The 17,799-nt window shown below is 54.3% G+C and carries 21 protein-coding genes; 17 read left to right on the top strand and 4 right to left on the bottom strand.

Features of this window, described 5'->3' with window-relative positions; translation table 11 throughout:
* Nucleotides 1–72: 72 nt before the first annotated feature.
* The 7 genes from EKN00_RS04690 (at nt 73) to EKN00_RS04660 (ending at nt 5,074) form a co-directional block, all read left to right on the top strand.
* A complete protein-coding gene (locus EKN00_RS04690; protein WP_164848025.1) occupies nt 73–372 on the top strand; it encodes a DUF2316 family protein in 300 nt (99 codons plus the stop codon).
* A 28-nt stretch (nt 373–400) separates the two neighbouring features.
* Entirely contained in the window at nt 401–982 is a 582-nt protein-coding gene (locus tag EKN00_RS04685; RefSeq protein WP_127848987.1) for a nuclear transport factor 2 family protein, read from the top strand.
* A gap of 216 nt (nt 983–1,198) precedes the next feature.
* Nucleotides 1,199–1,606: a UPF0158 family protein gene (locus EKN00_RS04680; RefSeq protein ID WP_127848986.1), complete on the top strand. Its 408-nt coding sequence runs from the start codon at nt 1,199–1,201 to the stop codon at nt 1,604–1,606.
* A 150-nt stretch (nt 1,607–1,756) separates the two neighbouring features.
* Entirely contained in the window at nt 1,757–2,398 is a 642-nt protein-coding gene (locus EKN00_RS04675; protein WP_127848985.1) for an HAD family hydrolase, read from the top strand.
* Nucleotides 2,399–2,489: 91 nt separating this feature from the next.
* Nucleotides 2,490–3,365: an NADPH-dependent oxidoreductase gene (locus EKN00_RS04670; protein WP_164848024.1), complete on the top strand. Its 876-nt coding sequence runs from the start codon at nt 2,490–2,492 to the stop codon at nt 3,363–3,365.
* Nucleotides 3,366–3,376: 11 nt separating this feature from the next.
* Nucleotides 3,377–3,997 (top strand): NAD(P)H-binding protein, encoded by a 621-nt coding sequence (locus EKN00_RS04665; protein WP_127848983.1) that lies wholly within the window; start codon nt 3,377–3,379, stop codon nt 3,995–3,997.
* Between the two features lie 714 nt (nt 3,998–4,711).
* Complete coding sequence (locus EKN00_RS04660) at nt 4,712–5,074, top strand: hypothetical protein (protein ID WP_127848982.1); 363 nt, start codon at nt 4,712–4,714, stop codon at nt 5,072–5,074.
* Between the two features lie 65 nt (nt 5,075–5,139).
* Here EKN00_RS04660 and EKN00_RS04655 read toward each other — a convergent pair whose 3' ends face one another.
* Both EKN00_RS04655 and EKN00_RS04650 read right to left on the bottom strand, forming a co-directional pair.
* The gene (locus tag EKN00_RS04655; RefSeq protein WP_127848981.1) at nt 5,140–5,487 is read right to left on the bottom strand and encodes a helix-turn-helix domain-containing protein; all 348 of its coding nucleotides are present in this window, start codon (nt 5,485–5,487) and stop codon (nt 5,140–5,142) included.
* An 83-nt stretch (nt 5,488–5,570) separates the two neighbouring features.
* On the bottom strand, nt 5,571–6,380 hold the full coding sequence (locus tag EKN00_RS04650) for a Cof-type HAD-IIB family hydrolase (RefSeq protein ID WP_127848980.1): 810 nt from the start codon (nt 6,378–6,380) through the stop codon (nt 5,571–5,573).
* An 80-nt stretch (nt 6,381–6,460) separates the two neighbouring features.
* Between EKN00_RS04650 and EKN00_RS04645 the strand changes: the two genes are divergently transcribed.
* From EKN00_RS04645 to EKN00_RS04600, 10 genes are all read left to right on the top strand, one after another.
* Nucleotides 6,461–7,411, top strand: coding sequence for an NAD(P)-dependent oxidoreductase (locus tag EKN00_RS04645; RefSeq protein WP_206611262.1), 951 nt, complete (start codon nt 6,461–6,463; stop codon nt 7,409–7,411).
* 2 nt (nt 7,412–7,413) lie between these two features.
* A complete protein-coding gene (locus EKN00_RS04640) occupies nt 7,414–7,989 on the top strand; it encodes a uracil-DNA glycosylase family protein (RefSeq protein ID WP_127849050.1) in 576 nt (191 codons plus the stop codon).
* Nucleotides 7,990–8,007: 18 nt separating this feature from the next.
* Nucleotides 8,008–8,865: an AAA family ATPase gene (locus tag EKN00_RS04635; protein WP_127848979.1), complete on the top strand. Its 858-nt coding sequence runs from the start codon at nt 8,008–8,010 to the stop codon at nt 8,863–8,865.
* 61 nt (nt 8,866–8,926) lie between these two features.
* Nucleotides 8,927–9,199 carry a bacteriocin immunity family protein gene (locus EKN00_RS04630; RefSeq protein WP_127848978.1) on the top strand — a complete coding sequence of 91 codons (273 nt, stop codon included), beginning with the start codon at nt 8,927–8,929 and terminating at the stop codon, nt 9,197–9,199.
* Nucleotides 9,200–9,354: 155 nt separating this feature from the next.
* A complete protein-coding gene (locus tag EKN00_RS04625; RefSeq protein ID WP_127848977.1) occupies nt 9,355–11,304 on the top strand; it encodes an elongation factor G in 1,950 nt (649 codons plus the stop codon).
* Between the two features lie 14 nt (nt 11,305–11,318).
* Entirely contained in the window at nt 11,319–12,764 is a 1,446-nt protein-coding gene (locus tag EKN00_RS04620) for a hypothetical protein (protein WP_127848976.1), read from the top strand.
* A 138-nt stretch (nt 12,765–12,902) separates the two neighbouring features.
* A complete protein-coding gene (gene pepI / locus EKN00_RS04615) occupies nt 12,903–13,781 on the top strand; it encodes a proline iminopeptidase (RefSeq protein WP_127848975.1) in 879 nt (292 codons plus the stop codon).
* A 97-nt stretch (nt 13,782–13,878) separates the two neighbouring features.
* Entirely contained in the window at nt 13,879–14,460 is a 582-nt protein-coding gene (locus EKN00_RS04610) for a hypothetical protein (protein ID WP_127848974.1), read from the top strand.
* A 15-nt stretch (nt 14,461–14,475) separates the two neighbouring features.
* Nucleotides 14,476–15,156 carry a TVP38/TMEM64 family protein gene (locus EKN00_RS04605; protein ID WP_127848973.1) on the top strand — a complete coding sequence of 227 codons (681 nt, stop codon included), beginning with the start codon at nt 14,476–14,478 and terminating at the stop codon, nt 15,154–15,156.
* Between the two features lie 198 nt (nt 15,157–15,354).
* Nucleotides 15,355–15,753 carry a GNAT family N-acetyltransferase gene (locus EKN00_RS04600; RefSeq protein WP_127848972.1) on the top strand — a complete coding sequence of 133 codons (399 nt, stop codon included), beginning with the start codon at nt 15,355–15,357 and terminating at the stop codon, nt 15,751–15,753.
* A gap of 203 nt (nt 15,754–15,956) precedes the next feature.
* On the opposite strand, the gene EKN00_RS04595 is transcribed toward EKN00_RS04600, so the two are convergent.
* Together EKN00_RS04595 and EKN00_RS04590 are read right to left on the bottom strand one after the other, a co-directional pair.
* A complete protein-coding gene (locus tag EKN00_RS04595) occupies nt 15,957–16,400 on the bottom strand; it encodes a helix-turn-helix transcriptional regulator (protein ID WP_127848971.1) in 444 nt (147 codons plus the stop codon).
* A 185-nt stretch (nt 16,401–16,585) separates the two neighbouring features.
* Complete coding sequence (locus EKN00_RS04590; protein WP_127849048.1) at nt 16,586–17,461, bottom strand: aldose 1-epimerase family protein; 876 nt, start codon at nt 17,459–17,461, stop codon at nt 16,586–16,588.
* Nucleotides 17,462–17,799: the final 338 nt, after the last annotated feature.

Genomic DNA, 17,799 nt, shown 5'->3' with positions numbered 1-17,799 from the left:
TTTGACAATGACGGGCTGGACGATTATTATTTACTTGTAGTTACAAGTTAACTGATGAATTCGGAGGCCATCATGTCATTAACAGCAGAGCAAACAGTAGCAACACGGAACGAATTCAAGGAAAACATCGCGCGCAGTGGTTTGAGCTTGACGCAAATCGCAACGCAGCTGGGCACCACGGCGGACGTGATTGCAGAGTCCATCGACATGCACCCGCGCCGGATTGACGACAACTGGATTATTCGCAACTTTTTGCTGCAATACCTAAATGAACACAACATTGAGCCAGTTCCGTTCACCGCACTCACGGGGGATTATCACCGTTATTGGTTCCTTAATTCTGATGTGATTGAACGGGGCATCATTGACTAAACGGGCAAAAGGATTACAGGGAGAAAAAATGTCAGATATCGAAGCAATCAGTCAGTTAGTGCTGTGGGAACGCCAAGCGCGGGGCCGCGGCCTGAACGATGAATTAGCGAATTGTTATTGGGAAGACGGCACGGTCACGACGAGTTGGTCGACCGGCAACGCCAGGGCAACGTTTGTTGGGCAACGGCCGGTTGATTACGCGACCAGTTTGCCCCTCGTTGGGCGGTACGCCGCGCCGATTGTACATTTGAACGGAAACCGGGCCTACGCCGAACTGCCATCCACAACCAAACACTGGGTTAATCTGGATGGTGAAATTGCCATCGTCGAGTCCTTCATGCGTCTGATCTACTGTGTGGAAAAACGAAATGGCGAATGGAAAATCAGCGACATGACCGCCATCGATGAGGCCGACACCATCGCCCCAGAAATTCCGGGCACCGACCTGCACATCGATGCGAAATTAGCACGGAGTCTGCGGTCGTCGTACCGCTACCTGGCGTACACGCGCATCAAGGCCGGGGGTAAAATTGGCCAAGACGGTATCGGGATTGACCGGCCGGAAACCGTTAAGCCGGTGTACGATCGGGCCGAAAACTGGATCAAATAGATTAATCATCGCGTAAAGCAGCCATAATTTGACGGGGAACGTTTGGTTATGGCTGTTTTTGTGTGCTGAGAGAGGCGCGCGTTCCGCAGCGGTGCGAGTGAATGGTAAATAACCTGAATTTGTGCTCAGTAAATTGCGTATTGGCAGGTTAAAATTGGTAGAATAAGGGTAGAAGTACATGCGACGCTTAGGCGTTACTAAGTGAGGACTTGAATTATGCGGGTTAAATTAAGTGAAATTATTGACGCAATTGAAATGACCAATGATGAAACGCACTTTTACCTGAACACCCAGACGGGCGAAATCGAGGCGGTGCTTGATTTTGACGTGAATAATTTCGGCGAGCAGGTTGATGAGAACTTCGACCGTTACCTTGCACTACCAACGGAAAACGACATTGATGACCACCAGATTATGGCAGATTTTGTCGCCACGCTGCCTGCCGGTGTTCAGCAGACGCAGTTAGCGAGTGTGATTCAGCGACGCAGCGCCTTTCGTCATTTCCGGGAGGACGCGGACAAATTCGGTCTGACCAGTCAGTGGTACGCGTTCCGGGATAACGCCTATCAGAAGATTGCCATGAACTGGTGCAACGAAAACGGGATTGAGTACAGCAAGGCTTAACGGCAAATGACCGGCTTACTGGCCAGCAGTGTTTGGCGCCACGTGTTAGTTGGCTGCTGTTAGCTGATTTTGCTTGTGGTGCGAATTTTTGGTACGCTAACTTAGACGGCTTGAGTAAGCGGTGTCAAAAATGTGTTCCGGAGGGTTATCATGCACAAGCAAGCGGTAATTTTTGATATGGATGGCGTGCTGATTGATAGTGAGACGTGGTACTTTGCGGTCAAGCAGCGGGTGTTCGCGCGCACCGGTGCACGGCCGCAGCACTTCACCCTCGCTGAGACCGCGGGGCTACCCGAGGCGGACAGCTGGGAACTGCTTTTTCCCGATGAAAAAGAGCGCGCCAAACAAGAAGCGGCGTTTCGGGCCGAGATATTTGCGCATCCCGTTGATTTTCGGGGGATGCTGAAGCCCGGCGTGCGCGAAACGTTGCGGTGGCTGCACGCGCACGACTTATTAGTGGGACTGGCCTCGGCCGGACCGATGCCGTACCTGCAGTCTTTTCTTGATGCGTGCGGATTTAACGGGGCGTTCGACAAGGTGGTCAGCGGTGAAGACATCACGCGCAACAAGCCCGACCCGATGATTTATAAAACGATGCTCACGCGGTTGGCCTTACCCGCGGCCAGCTGCGTTGCGATTGAAGACAGCGCAGTCGGCATCGCTGCGGCGACGGGTGCGGGCATTGAAACGTGGGCGGTACGGCCAGTCGGATATGAGCTGGATCAGCGCCGGGCGGACGTGGTCATTGCGGGCGCAGGTGATATTCCGCTGCGGCTGGGCGCAAACAAGTGATGGCGATATGTTAAATGTTTCACGTGCAACATTTTACGTGCGCACACGGAGCCGGCAAAGAAAAACATTAATTGGTAAAGCAGTGCAATTGTTGGCAGGAACTGACATTGCGCTATTTTTTTGTCCGGCACTGGACAAGCTGGCGGTTGTTGTCCGAGACACACCCGGCGTGCAGTGTTATGCTTATCCAGAAAAAGAAGACGAAATGGGGGTAAGTTCGATGCAGATTGACCAAACTGCCTTGAACCACCGTTCAATTAGGCGGTTCAAGGACGAAGCACTGACGGCGGACCAGCTGCAGGCACTTGAGAACGTGGCACAGGCGAGTGCGACCAGTAAGTTCATGCAGCAATTCTCACTGATTCACGTTACGGACCCACAACTCAAACAGGCCATTGCGGAAGTGACGACGTACAAATACGTTGCGGGTTCCGGAGAGTTATTTATTTTTGTTCTCGACCAGGCGCGCAACGTGGCGCTGGTGCGCGAATCAGGTGAGTCGCTTCACCAGTTGACGAATTGGGATGCACTGTTGGGCGGTGTTTTCGACGTAACCATTGCGGCGCAGAACATGTTGGCCGCCGCGGAGCACAGCAATCTCGGTGGCGTTTATCTCGGCAGCATTCTCAATGATCCGCAGAAGATGATTGATTTGTTGCACCTGCCGCGTTACACGTTCCCGCTGCTCGGACTCATGATTGGCATTCCAGCCGAAAAACCGGAGCTCAAACCGCGGTTGCCGCACGCACTGGTGGTCGGTGAGAATACCTATCCGCAAAGTGAACCGGATGAACTTGCCGCCTACGATGCCACGGTGCGTGATTACTACCAGCACCGCAGCTGGGGGCAGCGTGACGTGGACTACACTGAATCGATGGTGGCCCACCTGAAGGGTATTCTGCACCACCGTGATGAAATTGGCGCAATCTTGCGCCGGCAGGGGTTTGATTTGCCCCAAGATAATTAATGGAGGTAACCATGAAAGTATTAGTAATTGGCGCTAGTGGTCGCGTTGGCCAGCTGTTGGTAGCTGACCTGCAAAAACAAGGCGAGCACGTTGTCGCTGCATCCCGTCACCCGCAAAATTTGGGTGATGAGTCCGTACTTTTCGACCTGCACGCAGAAGCCGACGCGATGGTAAAGCAGATGCAGGGGTTCGACGCGGTTTATTTCACCGCTGGCTCACGCGGTCACGACACAATCGGCACAGATTTGGATGGCGCCATCAAGACGATGCAGGCCGCGGAGATGGCTGGGGTCAAACGCTACATCATGTTGATCGCGGCGTTTGCCCTTGACCGCAGCAAGTGGAATAACCCGGGTATCCAGTCCATCAAGGATTACTACATTGCTAAGCACTACGCGGATTTGTATTTGACCAAGAACACCAAGCTGGACTACACAATTCTTCAGCCTGGCACGCTCACGGAGACACCGGCCACCGGTAAGGCGACCTTTGCCGCCGAAGCTGGGAAGAACTCCATTGCGGATGTGGCCGAGGTACTGGCCAAAGTTTTGTACATGCGTAACACAATCGGCAAAGTCATCATCATGCACGATGGCGGCGCACCGATTTCCGAGGCCGTACTGAAGGTCTAAGGACCAATTCACGGTACACTTTCGCTGTCCCGCAACGTCAGTGGTTTCGATGGTAGTAGTTACTGAGTGGTATGGGGGCCGCGCCTGGGCGGGGCCGTTGCGCGTTCCGTGCGGCTGGGATTTTCCGTGCGGCCGGTTGAAGCCCCAAGTTCGGGGTCTTCAACCTAAAAATTTAGCCCCGCATCTGTTTCTTGGGGTTACGAGACTAATACGTGTTGTTAAGATCCGCTGGGGAAGCTTTGCTCTTCCTAGCGGGTCTTAATTTTTGCCGGCTATGGTGTGGAGAAGCCCAATGCAAAAACCGCATTGGTCTTCTCTCACCATAGCTTTCACAGGAAAATCCCAGCCGCACTACACGCGCACCAACCCCACCCAGTCGCTACAACGTGGTTAAAAGAAAATCTTACCGAGGCTTTTACAGAGCAGAAAGCATAATACCCTCAAGTGGCTAGTCCACCACTGTTCAGCATCCGGAAATGACTGAGCTGTTTACCACTATCCAGCCGAGCGTTGTGGGGTTTGGCCGGAGGCCCAGCCCGGACCCGGAGGCCAAACCCCGCAACGCGGAGCCCCCACTGGTATACCTCCGCAAAACGACTCACGCTGCCGGACAACGAAAAGTTACAAATAAAATTGCAAGCGTTTTTTTAAGGGCGTCACTGTGGGGTATAATAGCCAAAACTAGACCAAAAGTCTTGAGGTTGGGTGAGCTAAATGAAAGTTGTACGGGCATTAGTTGGTGGGTTAGAGATTGCGGCAGGCATCGTGATGGTGTGGACTGGCATCATCGCAATATTTCTGATGGTGGCGCTCAAATCGATTGATTGGATGTTAATCGTTAGCTTCGCGGCGGGCGCAGTTTTCATCCTTGTCGGCAAGTATTACATTACCAGTCGCGAAACAGGCACGGTTAAATCCGATCAGCATGCACTTGCGGTGATGGCAATCCTGTTTGCGGTTAGTTTGCTGGTGATGAGGTTCGAAACTGACCTGTGGAAGGAATGCATCATCGCCCTAGTATTGGGCGGAGGATTGTTGCTGCAGCGAATGCAGGCTCAGCGCCGTGGCAGTAACTAACCAAATAATTCATAATTAAAAACCCAGATGCACAAGCGACTTGCTTGCCCATCTGGGTTTTGCTTTTAGCGATTTAAGATGTTGCCAACGGTAGATTTGGAAATATTCAGGAGCGCCGCAATCTTGCGGTAACTCAGACCCTGATCACGGAGCGTGACAATCTGCTTTTGGACCGAAACGGGGATGCCGCTGTGCTTGGTCGCCGCCGGATTCAGTTCTAGCGGGGCCAGCTTGATGGCGCATGCCTGGCCGCCGGATTGGTGGGCCACTTTTTGGGCCTCGAATTCGCTGGCCGTTGCCCACATGACGTGGATGTCCCGCGTCCACGTTGGCAGCAGCAACAGGTTGTCGTCCGCCAAGAACTCGCCCTCTGTGTTCACAACGGTGTAGCGATTAAGTTCGATTGTTGACATGCGCTCGCCTCCCTAGTCTTTACCATTATTATAGCGCTTTAATCAACAAATTTATTGTCTTTATGCCGCTCATCCCCGCGCATTCACAGGTTCAGGTAATCCGCCAGGTAGTCGGCCATGCCGTCGTGCTCGTTATCAAATGCGGTCACGGCGTCGGCGAGGGCCAGAATCTCGGGGCGCGCATTGCTCATCGCGACGCCGCGGCCGGCGAATTCCAGCATGTCGGCGTCATTCATGTCATCACCAAACGCAATGATGTCGGCTGGATTGATGCCCAAGTGGCCCGCAACGTAGGCTAATGCGCGCGACTTGCTGGTTTGCCCAGCGGTGACTTCGAGTGCGGAAAATTCACCGCTCCACGCACCCCAAGTTTTCGGGGTGAGCTCCGGGTGCTTGGCCGCGATGGCTTGCTGCAGCGGCAACATCGTTTCTTCGTCCACGAACATTGTCACGGAAATGGGGTTTGTCGTCAGGCCTTCTTCATCCAGCAGGTGCACCGGATTGGGCACGTCGGGGAAGAAGGGCACGCCCGCAAAGCCGCGGTCGGCCACGAGCATGCTTTTGCCCTCAGCCACCATTAGCCGAATGCCGAAATCGGCGCGGAACTCGCGCAGGGAAAGCGCGGTGGGGATGTCGATAGCCGCTTGCCATTCAGATTGCCAGTGCTGGTGGGGGATGTGGATTAGGGCGCCATTGAAGTTAATCATGGGGCCAGCCAATCCGATTTGGTCATACAGCGGCGTGGAAATCGCGTCGGGGCGACCGGTGGTGATAATGACCACGAGCCCCTTTTGCTGGGCGGTCCGCAGAGTTTTAATGGTTGTTGCGCTCAGTTCACCGGCCTGGTTCAGGGTGGTCCCGTCGAGGTCGAGGGCGATTAGTTTGCGCTGCATGATGACACCTCACTAGATAGATTGATGCTATTTTAACACAGATGAAAAGTCGTATAATTAGCAAACAAGGAGTGGTGATTATGCAAAAAGTGGTCGTGCTGAACGGCGATGTCGTGAATTATGATGGGCAACTTGATTGGCACACGTTGGCCGGTGACGTGACGGTTTACGGGTCAACGGCTGAGGATGAAATTCTGGCGCGCGTGGCGGGTAAAACGGTGGTCGTCACCAAGGAAATGCCGCTGCCGGGCGCACTGGTGCGGCAGTTCCCGGCCAGCGTGAAGATGGTGGTCGAGGCCGGAACGGGGTACAACAACCACGACACTGCCGCACTCAGCGCCAAGGGAATTACGCTGACCAACATTCCTGCCTACAGCACGCAGCGGGTGGCGCACACGGCAATCATGCTGATGCTGAATTTGGCCAGCTCCATGCAGCAGCAATTGCGGATGCTGGAACGCGGTGACCACCGGAACTTCAGCGAGCACTTAATGGTGCCACACATGGAACTAAACGGGAAAACACTGGGCGTCGTTGGTTTTGGCCATATTGGCCGGGAAATAATCAAGGTTGCCCAGGCGCTGTCCATGAATATTCTGGTGGCCACACGCACCAAGCGCGCCGATCGCGACGGTATTCACTTCACGACGCTATCCGACCTGCTGGCAAACAGCGATTTTGTTTCGCTCAACTTGCCCCTGACATCAGCAACGCGGCACATGATTAACGCGGACACGCTGGCGGCAATGAAGCCCAGCGCGTTCCTGATTAACACGGCGCGCGGCGGTTTGGTCGATGAATCCGCGCTGGTTGCCGCTTTGCAAAGCGGTGTGATTGCCGGGGCGGGGCTTGATGTTCAGGAAGTTGAGCCATTGCCGGATGACAGCCCGCTTTTTGACCTGCCGAACGTGATTGTGACGCCACACATGGGCTGGCGCGGGCTTGAGACCCGCCAGCGCCTGGTGGACATGGTGGCCGCAAACATTAAGGCGTTTGCGGATGGTGCGCCGATTAACGTGGTGGCAAAGTGACGATGACAACTCCAGAAGAAATTTTTCAGGCAATTCGACGTGACCCAGACAACGCGGCGTTCACGGCGGCGGGGATTGACCCGCTCTACCATTTCGAACGGGACGCGACGATTCTCATTGTCAGTCAGGCGCCAAGTCGCTCGGCGCAGGCGGCTAAGACGTACTGGCGCGACGCCTCGGGAGACCGGCTGCGCGAGTGGATGGGCGTGACCGACGACGAGTTCTATAATTCTGGCAAAATTGCGGTGGTGCCGCTTGATTTTTACTACCCCGGCAAGGGCAAGAGTGGTGACCTGCCGCCGCGCAAGGGGTTTGCGGACAAGTGGCACCAGCCGCTGCTGGCGCTGATGCCAAACATCAGGCTGACCCTGCTCATCGGGATGTACGCGGTCAAGTACTACCTGCCGAGTCGCGAAAAAACGTTGACGGAAACGGTGCGGCACTACGCGAATTACGCACCGTACATGCCGCTGGTGCACCCGTCACCGCTGAACTACGGCTGGCTGAAGCGCAATCCGTGGTTTGGTGACGACGTGCTGCCGGAGCTGCAAAAAAATGTACGGAGACTGCTCAAATAGGAAAGGGGAGGGCCCGGGATGCTTTACCTTGAGGATTTCACACTTGCAACTGGCGATCAGGAATGGGAATTTTTCATCAAGCAAAAGAGTAAGGCGTACACGGACTATTACCCGTTCCAGGTGTTCCCGGACAAGCAGGTGCCCACGCTCGAGTTTGCCCCAGTCACAATTCTGTACGGCGACAACGGCTCAGGTAAGTCGACGGTGCTGAACGTTATTGCGGAAAAACTCCGGCTGCAGCGGGGTGCTCTCTTTAATCGTTCCAGCTTCTTTGCGGATTACCTGGAGCTTTGCACCTACACGACGCACACGGTGCTGCCGGAGCAGTCGGCCATCATTACGAGCGACGAAATTTTCGACTACATGCTCAATCTGCGCGCGCTCAATCAGGGCATCGACAACAAGCGCGATGAGATGTTCGCGGACTACCTGAACCACAAGTTCGGCGATTTCCACTACCACGACCTGAGTGATTACGATGAGCTCAAAAAAACGCTGGAAACCAGGCGCAAAACACAGTCGCGTTACGTGCGTGATAATCTGCAAAAGAACGTGACTGAACGGTCCAACGGCGAAAGTGCCCTGCATTTATTCAGTGAGCGCATTTTGGATAATCAGCTCTATCTGCTCGACGAACCCGAAAATTCGCTCTCGCCCGCGCGGCAGCAGGAGTTGGTCCAGCTACTGACGGATAGCGCACGGTTCTTCGGCTGTCAGTTCATCATCGCCACGCATTCGCCGTTTGTCCTCGCGATGAAGGACGCCAAAATCTACGACCTGGACGAGGTGCCGGTGCGCACCAAGGCGTGGTTCGACCTGCCGGAAGTGCGGGTGTACGCCGAATTCTTTCGGCAAAACGCGGGTAAATTCGAGTAGGCGGGGCCCTTTTGCCCGGCTGCCGAGACTTGATGTATGATACGTCGTGGAGGCGAGATAAATGAAGAGGTTAGACCGCAACGAATTTCGCAATCAGCTTGTCGAGCTCATTGTTGATCCGGAAACTACGGACACGGAGAAAAAGGTGCTGCGTGAAGTGAAGCAGGAACTGGACAAAGACGTGAACGACGATCGGGTGCTGCTGACACTGCACAGTGGACTCAACCCGCTGGCACTGCGGCGGGAATTGTCGCCTAAGGTTGGGCAGATGTACAACGAGATGGCGCAGATTCAAACGGGAATTTCTGGATCCAAAATTAATCCAATATTTTAGCGCCCAATTGCGAGTAGGGTTACGGTTGACAGGATAGTCAATCGTAACCTTTTTAGTTGGCCAAAAACTGGTGCGGCAGCCGGCCGATTTTGCCGGTGTCCAGATTCGTTCAGTGGCGTATGATTAAGCTAGACAATAGAAACGGGAGATACGCCATGAAGCACATTACCGCCGGCATCATTGCCCACGTAGACGCGGGGAAAACGACATTATCAGAAGCCATGCTCTACAAGACGGGGGCGGTGCGCAAACTCGGGCGCGTGGATAACGGGGATGCGTTCTTGGACTCGGATGCACTGGAAAAGCGCCGCGGGATTACCATCTTTTCCCATGCGGCCCAGCTGCAGTTCAATGATCTGGCCCTCACGCTGCTCGATACACCCGGGCACGTCGACTTTGCGAGCCAGACGGAGCAGGTGCTGAGCGTGCTCGATTACGCAATCCTCGTGGTGGCGGCCACGGACGGCGTGTCGGGGTACACGCGTACACTCTGGCACTTGCTTGACCGGTATCAGGTGCCCGCGGTGATTTTCGTCAACAAGATGGATGCACCCGGCACTAGCAAGGCGGATGTGCTGGCAAACCTGCAAGACGAATTGAGCACTGGGTGCATTGATTTTTCCCCGGCCACTGACGGCAGCTTGCCCGATGCGGCGCAGGAGGAAATTGCCCTGCAGGACGATGACAGCCTGAACACATATATGGAAGAAGGCGCGCTGCCGGTCGCAACGGTGCAGCGCATGGTTGCCGGTCGGCGGGTGTTTCCCGTGTTCTTTGGCTCGGCCCTGAAGCTCGACGGGATTGATGGGTTGCTTGCGGGTCTTGCCCAGTGGACGTTGCCGTATCACTCCCAGACGAGCGAGTTTGGCGCGCGGGTGTTCAAAATCTCCCGCGATGACAAGGACGAACGCCTCACGTGGGTGCGGGTGACTAGCGGCGTGCTAAGAACCAAGGCCGTGCTCGCGGGCAGCGAAAAGGCAAATCAGCTGCGAGTTTATAACGGCGCCAAATTTTCCGTTGCAGCCGAAGTCCCCACCGGCGGGGTCTGTGCCATCACCGGCCTGACCGCCACCAAGCCGGGGCAGGGTCTTGGCAATCTGGCAAAGGGGATTGCTCCGAGTCTTTCACCCGTGCTGACGTATGCCGTTGACCTTCAGGGCGAGGACGTTCACGCCTGCTTGGCTGCACTGCGCGTTCTGGAGGATGAGGATCCGCAGCTGCACGTAACCTGGTCGGAGCACCTGCAGGAATTGCGCGTGCAGGTGATGGGTACGATGCAGCTGGAGGTTCTGCAGCAACTGCTGGCGGAACGGTTTGGACTCACGGTTGAATTTGATGCTGGTAGTATTTTGTATCGTGAAACAATTACAGGCACAGTTGAAGGAGTCGGCCATTTTGAGCCATTGCGGCACTACGCGGAAGTGCATTTGCTGCTGCAGCCGGGCCCGGCAGGTAGCGGATTGGTTTTCGATGCTGATCTGCCGCTTGATATACTTGGCCGCAATTGGCAGCACCAAGTGCTCGCAAATTTAGGGGCCAAGGAGCACCTTGGTGTGCTTATCGGTGCACCGCTGACGGATGTGCACATCACGCTGATTGGCGGTCGAGCCAGCATTAAGCATTCAGTGGGCGGTGACTTTCGGGAAGCGACTTGGCGCGCAGTTCGCCAAGGGCTCATGGAACTGCGCCAACAAGGTGAATGTCAGCTGCAAGAACCCTGGTATGATTTTCGGCTCGATGTTCCCACCGGCCAAGTGGGACGCGCCATGACCGACATCCAGAAGATGAGCGGGACCTTTGATGTGACCGAGGCGGTTTCCGGGGTGGTGCAAACGACGATTACGGGCAGCGCCCCCGTGTCCGAGATGCAAAGCTACGCGCAAGATGTACGGGCATACACCCACGGTCAGGGACAGTTGGAATGTGTCGTGAGCGGCTACCGGCCGTGCCACAATGCGGATAAAGTAATTGCCGCGGCGGATTACAACCCAGTGGCCGACCTAGAGAACACGCCGGATTCAGTATTCTGCGCGCATGGCGCTGGTTACCCAGTGAACTGGGCTGACGTGCCGCAGATGGCGCACGTAGAATATCGGAAACAGTAGCGGAGGGAATACCGATGAACAACCAAGCAAAGATGCTGAAGTTATTCAGTGATTTTAAGCAAACCGATGAGTACGCCGCACTGCTTGACCATTATCCTGAGGCCTTGGTCAATAAGGTGGTGCTATCAGTCGATGAGATGATGGCCGCAATGTTTGGTCGACAAATGGCTGGCTGGCAGGGACAAGATATTTATGATTATTTAGGCTCACTGGTGGAGCAGGCTGATGCAGATGGCGACCCTGAAGCACAGAGCTTGCTGATTGCGATGTACGATGTTTTGCGTGCATTCTTCCGTTTTCTGGCGCGCAAGCACAAAATTTCGCTAAGTAGTGCAGATATGGAGGATTTACTCGATCAGTTCGAGAATGAGAGTGGCTTAGGCGGTGTGGAGCAGCCGAAAATAAAGCTGCGCACTGATGCGGTGAATATGGACCCAAACCTGCCTGAATGGCGTGATAATATCACGGCTGACAATCAGCGGTACGTCGGCGCCTGGCTTGATTCGTATTTCAAGAGCAGTAGGTGGACTAAGCGGGATAAACGGCTTAGTAAGGACGTACTGTCGACAGCGGTGCTGACAATCACGGAAAAGGTCTACGATTTGTACCGCAAGACGCCAAAGACTTGGACAAAAACGGCCTTGCGTGGCGTTATGTGTAACTATTTAGTTAAAAATGTTGATTTTGATAATGACGAATATCCACTAATAGTTCCCGGGTTAGTTGATTTCATTGGCTACGTTGCGCAACGTGGCTGTTTAAACAGTCAGCGTGCGGCTAATTACCAGCGTTATCTACGGGCAATTGAGCCCGAAATGATTGATGCGGCTAGTGATGCGTTAAATCAGGAGACGGGTGTGCCTGCAAGTGGTGACGAGGATGAACTGACCGACGATGATTTGCGGGAAATACTGAATAACCCGGAGAAATTTGCCACGCATTTTCGTGATTATGATCAAGACCCCGGCCAGCATTATTTACTCCAGGGCCATTTGCCGTACAGGGGTGCCCAAAAGTGGAGCCGAAAAACGGCAATTACGGTTCACCAGCAAGCTGTTAGTTTTGGTCTGTGCGTGTGGATGCTTGCTCAAGACGTTGTGGTAGCAAGTGGTTATGATGAAAAGACGGCAATTGCGATAATTTGTGAAACCATGGACGTGATGTACGCGCAACATCTGGAGACACCAGATTCGTGGCAACCGGAGTCTTGGCGTGAATTTGGTGATTGGTTGCGCAATTACTCGAAGCAAAACAACCGTGGACAAAGGCAAGCAGCCATCTTAGCAGCGATGGTGGAGATGCTCGGCGATAAGGGCATTATTGACCGGCAAAGAGCAGCCAAGTTAAAGGCAGCAGTGCTGGGTGAAAAAATCCCAAGTCAGAAAGCACCAACCAAGGTTTCTGGCAAGGTGATTTCGTTAAAGCAGGCGCGCAAAATGTTGAAAAACAAGCGGGTTTAAGTTGTGTGTAGCGCAGGTGTGGCTGAGTTTTCATAGCAGCCAATTCTTTTTTACCGGGGGTGTCGTCAGTCGGCGTCCCCGCCTTTTTGCGAAAAGGTGTACAATCGGCGTATATCATACATAAAGGATGGCCAAGCTATGAAGATTGAAGAAGGCTACATGCCGTTTCGCGGTTACAAGACCTATTACCGGATTGTCGGAGAAAAGACGCCGGGCAAGGCACCACTGTTGCTAATTCACGGGGGCCCCGGTTCCTCACATAACTACTTTGAACTGATGGACGATTACGCCGAGACCGGCCGGCAGCTCATCATGTACGACCAGGTGGGTTGTGGCAAGTCCTCGCTGCCCGAGGACGAATCTGTTTACGTCAAGGAAACTTGGGCCGAAGAGTTAATTGCCCTGCGCAAGTATCTGCACCTCGACGAGATTCACATGCTCGGGCAGTCGTGGGGTGGCATGCTTGAAATGCTGTACCTGACCCAGTACGACCAGACCGGCGTGAAGTCGGTGATGATTGATGGCTCGCCCGCCTCAATCAAGTTGTGGACGCAGGAACAGCACCGGCTGATTTCCTACCTCAGCTATGAGGACCGCACCGCCATCGCCGAGGCCGAACGCACCGGCGACTTCACCGGCCCCAAGTACCTGGCCGCCAACGACCGGTACATGGAGCGTTACTGCTGGGATGACCCAACGCCGGACTCCCCGGAGCCACTGCGCCGGCCGACCAACGGCAAGCGCGCGAGCCTGATTGCCGAGGGCCCCAACGAGTTCACCGAAAACGGGACCATCAGCGACTATGACGTCACAGACGACCTGCACAAGATTCACGTGCCCGTGCTCGTAACTAACGGAACCGACGACCTGTGCACGCCACTGATTGCCAAATCCGTTTACGACCACATCCCGGGCGCCAAGTGGCACTTGTTTGCCAACAGCCGCCACCTGGCACTGCTGGACCAGCACGACGAATTCATCAGCGTGCTCGACAAGTGGCTGAACGCCAACGACTAACATTAGATAGAATCAAATTTATCGTGAAACACCGCACTCCTAATCGCAGGGGGTGCGGTGTTTGTGTACGCGGTTAGATGTTAAAATGAAGGTGTTAGTGAAGAAAACGGAGGCGGTTATTGTGGCGTTAAATGATTATCAGATTGCGCAGCTGGAAGACATCACCGCGCGGATGAGCCGGCCGCAGCTCGTGCAGACCATCGGGGCAATCGCAAGCGCGGCACCCGAAGCCGTGGCCGATGTCCTGGGACTGGAGCCGGCCGCGCGCTACGGGGATGAGGCGCACAAGCACCAGGACGAAATCATCGCTAAGACGCGCGCCGATTTGGCCAAGCGGCACGCGGGTGCGGCGGAGGCCTATGACCTGCTGGATGAATTCACGGAGCTCGTGTCCCAAGACTTGCAGGTGGCCAAGGCCGGCGAATACGCGGCCGGGTTCAAACTGATTTTGGGTGCGGTGCAGCTGTTTCCGTGGCTGGAAGAGCGCACGCACAAGGTGATTCAGCGCGGCCTGGTTAGCTCGTGGTTTGACAGCATCGCCGCTGAGCTGGCGCCGTTGCCGAGCACGGACGACGCGCGGGCGGCGCTGGCGCTGGTCGATGCGGCCATCGCGGATGCGGACTTTGCCGGAATCAAGGATTACCTGGTGGCTTGGCGGCAGCAACTGACGCGGGAATAATTGAGAGGACGCGCCATGCATCTGACAAAAAGACAAACCATTACCCTGATTAGTGGTGTGCTCGGGGCACTGCTACTATTAATTTTAATTTGGCAGTACGTGCCGGCACTACGGCTATTGCGGTGGCCGGAGTTTGACCGGGCAGCTTTTGTGCGCGGGATGCGGGCGCAGGGACTCGTCGCGGCGGTGCCGCTTGTGCTCCTGCTGATGGCACTCAGCCTGATTCCGGGTGCCCCGGTGTCGGTCATCGCCGTCATCAGTGGTATCTGCCTGGGTGCGCCGCTCGGTTTCGCCGTCAACGTCGTGGGTTTCACCGTGGGCAACATGGCGGGCTCCCAGCTCGTGGACCGCGTGGCCGACCGGCGGCGTTCAACCAGGTCACCCAAGCAATCGCGAATGCTGGACGACTTGCTCAAGATGCAGCACCCGCGGCTGGGCCTGGTCCTCGCGTACGCGGTGCCGTTCATCCCCAACCCGCTGGTGCACGTGGCGGCGGCCGAACTGCGCATTCCGCGGCAGCAAATGGTCGGGCTCATCCTCGCGGGTAGTCTGCCGACCGCGTTTGCCTACGCGTTCGGCGGCGACGCGGTGCTCCGGTTCCGGCCTGGGCGTTTGACGGTGGCCGCGCTGATCATCATCGCCTTGGCGGGTCTCATCTGGTTGATCCGCCGCGACCGCAAACAGAATCGCGCTTGACTTTTGCTGCTGGTGAACACCTGAAACAGTTTCAAGAGAAAAATTAATGTAGATATCATTACCATGAATAATAAAATCCTGCTAATAGGTCAGCAATGGTGCAGAAAAATTATTAACTAAATGACAATTACACACATTTTTTTATATTTGAGCGGAAGGGATGCGTTAAACTAAGGTTATCAAAGGAGGCCCCGACACATGACAATTAAGTATGAAAAAGAGGAGCTGCTGACGATTCCGACATTTCGTGATTTGATTAAGCTAACAACGTTGAATCGCGATGTGACGGACGATGATAAGCTTTTGAACGAACGTGACAATTCGGACTTCTTTTACACTGCTTGGGATGGGGACGAGGTTGTTGGCTACGTGCGGGGCTTGACCGATTACGCCGATGTCCTGTACGTGGCCGATTTGGGTGTTGATAAAGCATACTGGCACCAAGGCATTGGCCGGGAGCTGATGGCAATGGTTGATGCCGGTATCGGTCAGCACCTGCACCAGGTACTTCTTGCCTCTGAGTACGCCGCGGACTATTACGCTAAATTGGGATTCACCAAGGTTCCCCGTGGCTACATCAAACAACCACAGCCTTAAAAACAGCCTCACCTAATGCCGCATTCACTGCTGAATGTTGGCGTTGGGTGAGGCTATTTTGTTATTGGTTTCTATAATTTTTGCACACACTGGTCGATGCTACTTTCGTCTGCGTTAATGCTCAGCGGTGGCCCTAAAGCCGGCCATTGTTGTTTGGCAACGATGGGCTTGCCTAGTAAAACAAGTTTCATTTGATGTGAGACTTACGCCTTCAATTGTTTGGCCAGAATATCCTTGAGCACCAGAAACGCATCTTGACGGCTGTATCCGTAGTTGCGCTGCAATTCAGCAATTTGCCGCCGCAGTTCACCGGCATATTTATCAATGGCAACCGTCTGCGGATAACTCGCCAGTACGGGGTATTTTTGCGCCCACATTGCGGTCCAGTCAACCTTTTGTTCCACCGACTTGGGTGTGTGCATGATGGCGTGTTCGATTCTGTCGATGTCTTCGTCGAAGCTGACTAGTTTATCCAAGGTGAGCTGATACAGACTGGCTAACTTCTTCGACTGGTAAATATCCGGTAAGGTTTCGTCGGTCTCCCACTTAGAAATTGTCTGCCGACTCACCCCCAAATCCGCCGCGACCGACTCTTGCGACAGTCCCACCTTGCGCCGTGCTGCTGCTAAATTTTGCCCAATTTTCATCGTTTCAGCCTCCCTTTACATTAGAAACAAGTCCATTCTACTAAGTGGGTACGATTCACACCACCAATTATGCGTGGCAGTTGTGCCCGCATCCATAACTTGGTGGGGCGCGGTTACCGCCACCGCTTAATATCGCTTAAAAATAAAATCCCGCAAGCGCTAGTATTTTGCTTGCGGGATTTTGTTTACTTAATGGTCAAGCTGTAACCGAACTTAGCACTCTTACCGGGTTCGACCGTTGTGTTGCCAAGCTTCTTGAACCAATCGGTCGGCTGTCCAGCCTGATCAGGCAGACCGTGGAATGGCTCAACACAGACAAATGGAGCGTTCTTGTGTTCAGGGCTCCACAAGGTGAGGTAGGGGAAGTCAGCCAGGCTGATGGTCACACTGTAGCTGCCATCGTTGGCCGCCAAGGTGGCACTTTCAGCTTCGGGCGCGTTGATGATAATTAGACCGTCGTCGAGCAGCTCGTGACTGAGGGCGATGGTGTTGCCGCTCGCTTCAGTGAAGGGTTCAACCGCACCGTTGCGGAAAGGTACGGGACCAATTCCGAATTTGGTGAGCGGCGTCTTGGCGCCATTCAAGGTAACTGTGTAGTTTGCAAGTTCCTGGTCTAGTGCAAAGCCAGGGTGGGAGCCAAGGGCAAATGGCATTGGCTGATCATCATCGTTTGCTACCTCATAGCTGACGGTCAATCCGGTGGCTGTGAGTGTGTAAGTGACGCTCAGTGCGTAGCCGAAGGGGTACAGTGCCTTGGTTACATCGGTTGCGTGCTGCGTCAGCGTGACGGTGTTAGCGGCTGGTTGGTCAACGGTATCGAATTCGTAATCGCGGGCGAATCCGTGCTGACGCATGCTGTAGGTTTGACCGTTCAGCGTGTACTGGTCATTGTTCGAGCGACCAATCGACGGGAAGAGGATGGGTGCGTGACGCCCCCAGAATTTGCCTTCAGTGTCGTCCCAAATGTATTGGTGGCCATCCGCCTTTCGGGTGAGGTGAGTTAGTTCTGCGCCCAGTGGGTTGATGTCCGCGGTGAATTCGTCATTAGCGATGGTGATCATGTGCAAAAGTTCCTCCTAAGTAAAGCCAATTTACGTTTAGTGGGCAGGTGCCACTGCAAACGTTTAACTAGATTCTACCGCAATTGTTTGAAAATGTTTACATTTTTAGGAAACTTGTTTGCGTGAATGTTTTGATGCCTACGCTTAGTTAACAAAATTCATCAGACTGTTTACATATTGGCAACAAGTAAACGTAAACGCACAGCACGTTTTGCACTGCAACTAAGATAATCCGTAACCACATACCCAGTCGCTACATCATGGTAAAAAGAAAATTTCACCGGGGCTTTTACATAGGGAAAAACACAGCACATTCGAGCGGCTAGTCTAACACTGTT

The organism is Lacticaseibacillus hulanensis, from assembly GCF_004010095.1.
Lineage (GTDB): Bacteria > Bacillota > Bacilli > Lactobacillales > Lactobacillaceae > Lacticaseibacillus > Lacticaseibacillus hulanensis.
The sequence above is the reverse complement of the archived record's forward strand: the minus strand, read 5'-3'. Positions and strand labels throughout refer to the sequence as shown.